We start from the raw sequence: 6,592 nt of genomic DNA on the forward strand, positions 1-6,592 counted from the left end.
GCCGCGCCTACCCTGGAGCCATGGCGACCCGACGCACGACATCCGCGCCGTACCGGTGCACCGAGTGCGGCTGGACGGCACTGAAGTGGGTCGGCCGCTGCGGCGAGTGCCAGCAGTGGGGCACCGTGGTAGAGGCGGCCGAGCAGACGGGCATCAACCGGTCGGTCACGGCTGTCTCCCCGTCTCACGGCCGAGCCGCTCGACCCATCACAGCGATCGACACGCGCGATGCCCCGCGGCGCACCACCGGTGTCGGCGAGTTCGACCGGGTGCTCGGCGGCGGCATCGTGCCCGGCGCCGCCATCCTGCTGTCGGGCGAGCCGGGGGTGGGCAAGTCGACGCTTCTGCTCGAAGTCGCCGCCCAGAGCGCTCGCGCCGGCAGACGCGTGCTCTACGCCAGCGCGGAGGAGTCGACCGCGCAGGTGCGCCTGCGCGCCGAGCGCACCGGGGCGTTGCACGACGAGCTGTTCATCGCGGCCGAGACCGACCTCGCCACGATCCTGGGGCACGTCGACGAAGTGCGGCCCGAGCTGCTCATCGTCGACTCGGTGCAGACCGTGTCGTCGTCACTGTCCGAGGGCATGGCAGGGCATCCGAGCCAGGTGCGCGAGGTCGCCTCGACGCTCATCCGCATCGCGAAGGAGCGGGGGCTGCCGGTCATCATCGTCGGTCACGTCACCAAGGACGGATCCATCGCCGGGCCGCGCATCCTCGAGCACCTCGTCGACGTGGTGTGCCAGTTCGAGGGCGACCGGCAGACGTCGCTGCGCTTCGTCCGAGCGTTGAAGAACCGCTTCGGCCCCACCGACGAGGTCGGCTGCTTCGACATGACCGGGGCCGGCATCGCCGAGGTCCCCGACCCGAGCGCGCTCTTCCTCGGGCACGGCATCCCCGAGCCCGGCACCTGCGTCGCGATCGCCCTCGAGGGCCGGCGGGCGATGCCGGTCGAGGTGCAGGCGCTCACCATCGCCTCGAGCGCGCCGAACCCGCGCCGCATCGTCAACGGCGTCGACGCGGCGCGCGTGGCGATGGTGCTGGCCGTGCTCGAGAAGCGGGCCGACATCAAGACCTCCAACCTCGATGTCTACGTCTCCACGGTCGGCGGGGTGCGCTTCACCGAACCAGCCGCCGACCTCGCGATCGCGATCGCCGTCGCCGGCTCCGTGCGCGACGAGTCGACACCCAAGCAGCTGGCCGCGATCGGCGAACTGAGTCTCGCGGGCGAGGTGCGCCCGGTCACTCAGGCCGCGCAGCGGCGCAGCGAGGCCGCCCGGCTCGGATACACCGACCTCATCGACAACCGCTCCCTCACCGTGCGCGGGGCGCTTGAGCACGTGCGGATGCGCTCGAAGGGCACTCCGGGTGAGGACGTTCCCGAGTTCTGATCGGTCGGGTCGGCTCGGGCGGTCCGGCTGAAGCGGCTCAGCGCTCGCGATGGGTGCGGCGGTACCGGCTGTCGCTCATGCCGAGCAGGATCGGGATCACGAGTCCCGCCGCACAGACCAGACCCACCATCAGGAACTCCATGCGGCGAGTGTGCCAAATGCGCGGGCCGATGTCGAGTGCTCGCCGCGCGATGTCGCGTCTTCCCGCGTCATCGCTCAGGCGAGGAAGCCGCGCAGCAGGGCCTCCGACCCGGCGAGGTGCTCCAGGGTCGCCGCCTCGGCGGCATCCGCCCGGCCTGCCAGGATCGCCGAGACCATGCGCTCGTGCTGGGCGTTCGAGTGCTCGATGTTTCGCGGCAGCAGGGGGAAGGTGTCGAACCACGCGTTGACCCGCGCGCGATTCTCGGCCGCGATCTCGACGAGCGACGGGATGCCGGCCGCCTCGGCGATCGCCAGGTGCAGGAGGGTGTCGAGGCGGCGGTAATCCGCGGCGTCGGCCGACGAGGCGGCCTCATGCCGCGACCACAGGTCGGCGCGGGCTTCGGGGCTCAGCGTGCGCCCCGCGGCGGCGCGCGACGCGCCGGCCTCGATCACGCGGCGCAGGCCCAGCACATCGTCGAGCTCGTCGAGCGGCACGACCCCGGGGTGCGGCGGCTGCGGCAGCGGGTCGGCGACGAACGTGCCGCCGTACCGACCGCGGCGGCGCACGAGGAAACCGGTGTCGGCGAGCTCGCGGATCGCCTCGCGCACCGTGTCCCGGCTCACCCCGTACCGCGCCGCGAGCTCGCGCTCGGGCGGCAGCGACTCCCCCGGCGCGACCACGCCGAGCCGGATGGTCTGCACAAGGCGCGCGACGGTGTCTTCGAGGGCGTTGCCTTCGCGCAGGGGCCGGTAGACGACCCGGCGCACCTCCCGCAGCGGCACATCGGTCATGCGGTTCCGCGCCTCAGAGCGGGGTGACGTACGCGTTGGTGATGCCGCCGTCGACGACGAAGGCGGTCGCGGTGATGAAGGACGCGTCGTCCGAGGCCAGGAACGCCACCGATGCGGCCAGCTCTTCGGGCTCGGCGAAGCGCCCCATCGGCACGTGCACGAGACGGCGCTGCGCGCGCTCGGGATCCTTCGCGAACAGCTCCTGCAACAGGGGCGTGTTCACCGGGCCCGGACACAGCGCATTCACGCGGATGCCCTGCCGGGCGAACTGCACGCCCAGCTCCCGCGTGAGAGCGAGCACCCCGCCCTTCGAAGCGGTGTAGCTGATCTGCGACGTCGCCGAGCCGAGCAGCGCGACGAACGACGCGGTGTTGATGATCGACCCCTTGCCCGCCGGCACCATGTGCCGCAGGGCTGCGCGCGAGCAGAGGTACACGCCCTTGAGGTTGACGTCCTGCACGCGATCCCATGCCGGCAGCTCGGTCGTCTCGATCGAGTCGTCGTCGGCGGGCGAGATCCCGGCGTTGTTGAACGCGATGTCGATGCGCCCGTACTCGGCTGCGACCCCGTCGAACACCTCGTTCACCAAAGCCTCGTCGGCGACATCGAGGCGCCGGAACACTCCGCCGACTTCGGATGCCGCCGCCTCGCCGCCTGCCGGGTCGAAGTCGGCGATCACGACGAACGCGCCCTCGGCCGCGAACCGGCGTGCGGTCGCGAGGCCGATCCCGCTCGCGCCGCCGGTGATGATGGCCACACGGTCCTTGAGTCTCTGGGTGAGATCGACGGTCATTGCGGGGGCTCCCTGTGGGCGATCGGATGGTGGGCAGGAACAGACGGGCGGATGCCGCTCACGGCGAATCCGTCGCGAAGAAGACGTTCTTCGTCTCGGTGAAGTGCTCGGCCGCATCGGGCCCGAGTTCCCGGCCGAGTCCGGAGGCCTTCATCCCGCCGAACGGCGTCGTGTATCGCACCGACGAGTGCGAGTTGACCGACAGCACTCCGCTCTTGACGGCCCGTGCGACGCGCACTGCGCGGCCGAGGTTCTCGGTCCAGATGGATCCGGCCAGGCCGTAGATGGTGTCGTTGGCCAGGCGGATCGCGTCGGCTTCGTCCTCGAACGGCAGTACGGCGACGACGGGGCCGAAGATCTCGTGCTGGGCGACGCGGTCCTGCGGCGAATCGGGCAGCACGACTGCGGGCGCGAACCAGAACCCCGGTCCGCTCGGTGCCGACCCGCGGAACGCCACCCGCGAGTGCTTGACGAACGGGGTCACCGTGTCGCGGTGCGCCGCCGAGATCAGCGGACCCATCTCGGTGGCCTCGTCGTGCGGGTCGCCGACGCGCCAGTCGGCCACGGCGGGCTCGAGCAGCTCGAGGAAGGTGTCGAACACCGACCGCTGCACCAGGATGCGGCTGCGTGCGCAGCAGTCCTGGCCCGCGTTGTCGAACACGGCACCCGGTGCGGAGGCTGCGGCACGGTGAAGGTCGGCATCCGCGAAGATCACGTTCGCGCTCTTGCCGCCGAGCTCCAGCGTCACGGGCTTGAGGGCGCGGGCACAGCCGGCGGCGACGTCGGTGCCTACTTCGGTAGAGCCGGTGAAGACGACCTTGCGCACATCCCGATGCGACACGAACCGCTGCCCGACGACGGAGCCGGAGCCGGTGACGACTTCGAACAGGCCCTCGGGCAGGCCCGCCTCGAGAGCGAGCTCGCCGAGGCGCATCGCCGTCAGCGGAGTCAGCTCCGCCGGCTTCAGGACCACGGCGTTCCCGGCGGCGAGCGCGGGCGCGAACCCCCACGCGGCGATCGTCATCGGAAAGTTCCACGGCACGATGATGCCGACGACTCCGTACGGTTCGTGGAAGGTGACGTCGATGCCGCCGGCAACCGGGATCTGCTGGCCGGCCAGCCGCTCGGGCGAGCCCGCGTAGTAGTTCAGCACCTGCCCGACGTGCGAGGCCTCCCATCGGGCGGAGCCGATCGGGTGCCCCGAGTTGAGCACCTCGAGCAGTGCCAGCTCTTCGGCGTGCGACTCCACGACGCGGGCGAACGCGCGCAGCGCGTCGGCCCGGGCGAGCGGGGCAAGTGCCGCCCACGATCGCTGCGCCGTCACGGCGCGGGCGATCGCGGCATCCACTTCGGCGACGCTCGCGCGGGACACCTCACGGATCGGGGCGGCCGTGGCCGGGTTGATGACGGTGAAGCTGCTCACGCGTTCTCCCTCACTCTCGTCCGCGCGGAGTACTCCGCGGCGGCGTCGACCAGGCCGGCGAACAGCCGGCGGTCTTCGACATCGTGCTCGGGATGCCACTGCACCCCGACGAGGTAGCCCTCGCCGGTCGACTCGAACGCCTGCACGAGGCCGTCGTCGGTGTGCGCGGTGGCCACGAGTCCGTCACCGAGGCGGTCCACGCCCTGGTGGTGATAGCTGTGCACGTCGAGCTGCGGCTGCCCGATGATCGCGGCGAGCGCCGTGCCCTCGTCGATGTGCACGGTGTTCGAGGCGAACACTCCCCCGCCCACGCGGAAGCGCTCGGTGCCGAGCACTTCGGGCAGGTGCTGATGCAGGGTGCCCCCCCGTGCCACGTTCACGAGCTGCAGCCCGCGGCAGATCGCGAGGACCGGCATCCGCCGCACTTCCGCCCCGCGCAGCAGCGCGAGCTCCCACGCGTCGCGATCCGCGCGCGGCGGGTCGGTGAGCGGGTGCCGCTCGGCGCCGTAGAGCTCGGGCTGCACGTCGAGGCCTCCGGTGAAGATGAGCCCGTCGAGCCCGTCGAGCACAGCGGATGCCGCAGCCTCGGGATTCGGCTGTGGCGGCAGCAGCACCGCAACGCCGCCCGACGCCGTGACCGCGTCGAAGTACTCCTGCGGCAGGAACGCGGCACGCACGTCCCACACCCCCTGCTTGGCCTGTTCCAGGTAGGTCGTGAGTCCCACGACCGGGGTCCGGCGCGCGGCCTCAGAGCCGTTCGAAACCACGGATGCGCTCCCAGTCCGTCACGGCGGCGTCGTAGGCCTCGACCTCGATCCGCGCCTGGTTGAGGTAGTGCTCGACCATGTCGCCGCCGAACGCGGCCCGGGCGATCGCCGACTCCTCGAACAGCTGCGCCGCGTCGCGCAGCGTCGTGGGCAGGTGGTCGACCCCCGACGAGTAGGCGTTGCCGGCGAGCGGTTCGGGCATCGGCAGCTCGTTCTCGACGCCGTACAGGCCCCCGGCGATGATCGCCGAGATTGCCAGATACGGGTTCACATCGCCGCCCGGCACCCGGTTCTCGGGGCGCAGCGACTGGCCGCGGCCGATCACGCGCAGCGCGCACGTGCGGTTGTCGAGTCCCCACGCGACGCCGGTGGGCGCGAAGGTGCCCATCTGGTAGCGCTTGTACGAGTTGATCGTGGGCGCATAGAGCAGGGTGAACTCACGGAGGGTCGCCAGGATGCCGGCGATCCAGTGCTCCATGAACGGGCTGAAGCCGTGGGCGCCGTCGCCGGCCATCACCGGTGTGCCGTCCTTGCCACGGACCGACAGGTGGATGTGGCAGCTGTTGCCCTCACGCTCGTTGAACTTCGCCATGAACGTGAGCGACTTGCCGTGCTTCTCGGCGATCTCCTTCGCCCCGGCCTTGTAGATCGCGTGCTGGTCGGCCGTCTCGAGCACTTCCGCGTAGCGGAACGCGATCTCCTGCTGACCGAGGTTGCACTCGCCCTTGACGCCCTCGCAGTACATACCGGCGCCGTCCATTCCGCGGCGGATGTCCCGCAGCAGCGGCTCCAGCCGCCCCGAGGCGAGCAGGTCGTAGTCGACGTTGTAGTCGGTGGCCGGCTTGAGGTCGCGGTAACCCTTGGCCCAGGCATCCCGATAGGTGTCGTCGAAGACGATGAACTCGAGCTCGGTGCCCGCGTACGCCGTCAGCCCGCGCTCGGCGAGCCGGTCGCGCTGACGCTTCAGGATCGCGCGGGGCGACTGCTCGACCGGCGCGCCGCCCTCCCACCCGAGGTCGGCCATCACGAGCGCCGTGCCCGGCATCCAAGGGATGCGGCGCAGGGTGTCGGGGTCGGAGATCAGCATCATGTCGCCGTACCCCTTCTCCCAGCTGGACATGGCGTAGCCGTCGACCGTGTTCATGTCGACGTCGACCGAGAGCAGGTAGTTGCAGGCCTCCGCGCCGTGGGGCAGAACCTCCTCCTGGAACAGCCGCGCCGAGACGCGCTTGCCGACCAGTCGCCCCTGCGCGTCGGCGAAGGCCACGATCACGGTGTCGATCTCGTCGGC

General features: G+C 71.1%; 6 protein-coding genes. 1 reads left to right on the forward strand and 5 read right to left on the reverse strand.

Annotated features, from left to right (window positions below):
* Positions 1-20 precede the first annotated feature (20 nt).
* Complete coding sequence (gene radA, locus QZV84_RS05975) at positions 21-1,385, forward strand: DNA repair protein RadA (protein ID WP_292826801.1); 1,365 nt, start codon at positions 21-23, stop codon at positions 1,383-1,385.
* Between the two features lie 216 nt (positions 1,386-1,601).
* Here the strand turns inward: radA and QZV84_RS05980 are convergent, their stop codons facing one another.
* The 5 genes from QZV84_RS05980 to QZV84_RS06000 are packed head-to-tail and all read right to left on the reverse strand — an operon-like array spanning position 1,602 to position 6,583.
* Complete coding sequence (locus tag QZV84_RS05980; protein WP_292826804.1) at positions 1,602-2,318, reverse strand: GntR family transcriptional regulator; 717 nt, start codon at positions 2,316-2,318, stop codon at positions 1,602-1,604.
* A 13-nt stretch (positions 2,319-2,331) separates the two neighbouring features.
* Positions 2,332-3,111, reverse strand: a complete 780-nt coding sequence (locus QZV84_RS05985; RefSeq protein WP_292826807.1) for a 3-oxoacyl-ACP reductase — start codon at positions 3,109-3,111, stop codon at positions 2,332-2,334.
* Positions 3,112-3,169: 58 nt separating this feature from the next.
* Positions 3,170-4,534, reverse strand: a complete 1,365-nt coding sequence (locus QZV84_RS05990) for an aldehyde dehydrogenase family protein (RefSeq protein WP_292826810.1) — start codon at positions 4,532-4,534, stop codon at positions 3,170-3,172.
* Positions 4,531-5,301, reverse strand: coding sequence for a gamma-glutamyl-gamma-aminobutyrate hydrolase family protein (locus QZV84_RS05995; RefSeq protein ID WP_292826813.1), 771 nt, complete (start codon positions 5,299-5,301; stop codon positions 4,531-4,533). The genes QZV84_RS05990 and QZV84_RS05995 overlap by 4 nt, the downstream gene beginning before the upstream one ends.
* Positions 5,282-6,583: a glutamine synthetase family protein gene (locus QZV84_RS06000; RefSeq protein WP_292826822.1), complete on the reverse strand. Its 1,302-nt coding sequence runs from the start codon at positions 6,581-6,583 to the stop codon at positions 5,282-5,284. The genes QZV84_RS05995 and QZV84_RS06000 overlap by 20 nt, the downstream gene beginning before the upstream one ends.
* Positions 6,584-6,592: the final 9 nt, after the last annotated feature.

The sequence above is a fragment of the Microbacterium sp. genome, from assembly GCF_011620715.1.
Taxonomy (GTDB): Bacteria; Actinomycetota; Actinomycetes; order Actinomycetales; family Microbacteriaceae; genus Microbacterium.

What these genes read in the sequence shown, in the direction of transcription:
- radA (WP_292826801.1), top strand. Translation starts at nt 21, where the DNA reads ATGGCGACCCGACGCACGACATCCGCGCCGTACCGGTGCACCGAGTGC.
- QZV84_RS05985 (WP_292826807.1), bottom strand. Translation starts at nt 3,111, where the DNA reads ATGACCGTCGATCTCACCCAGAGACTCAAGGACCGTGTGGCCATCATC.
- QZV84_RS05980 (WP_292826804.1), bottom strand. Translation starts at nt 2,318, where the DNA reads ATGACCGATGTGCCGCTGCGGGAGGTGCGCCGGGTCGTCTACCGGCCC.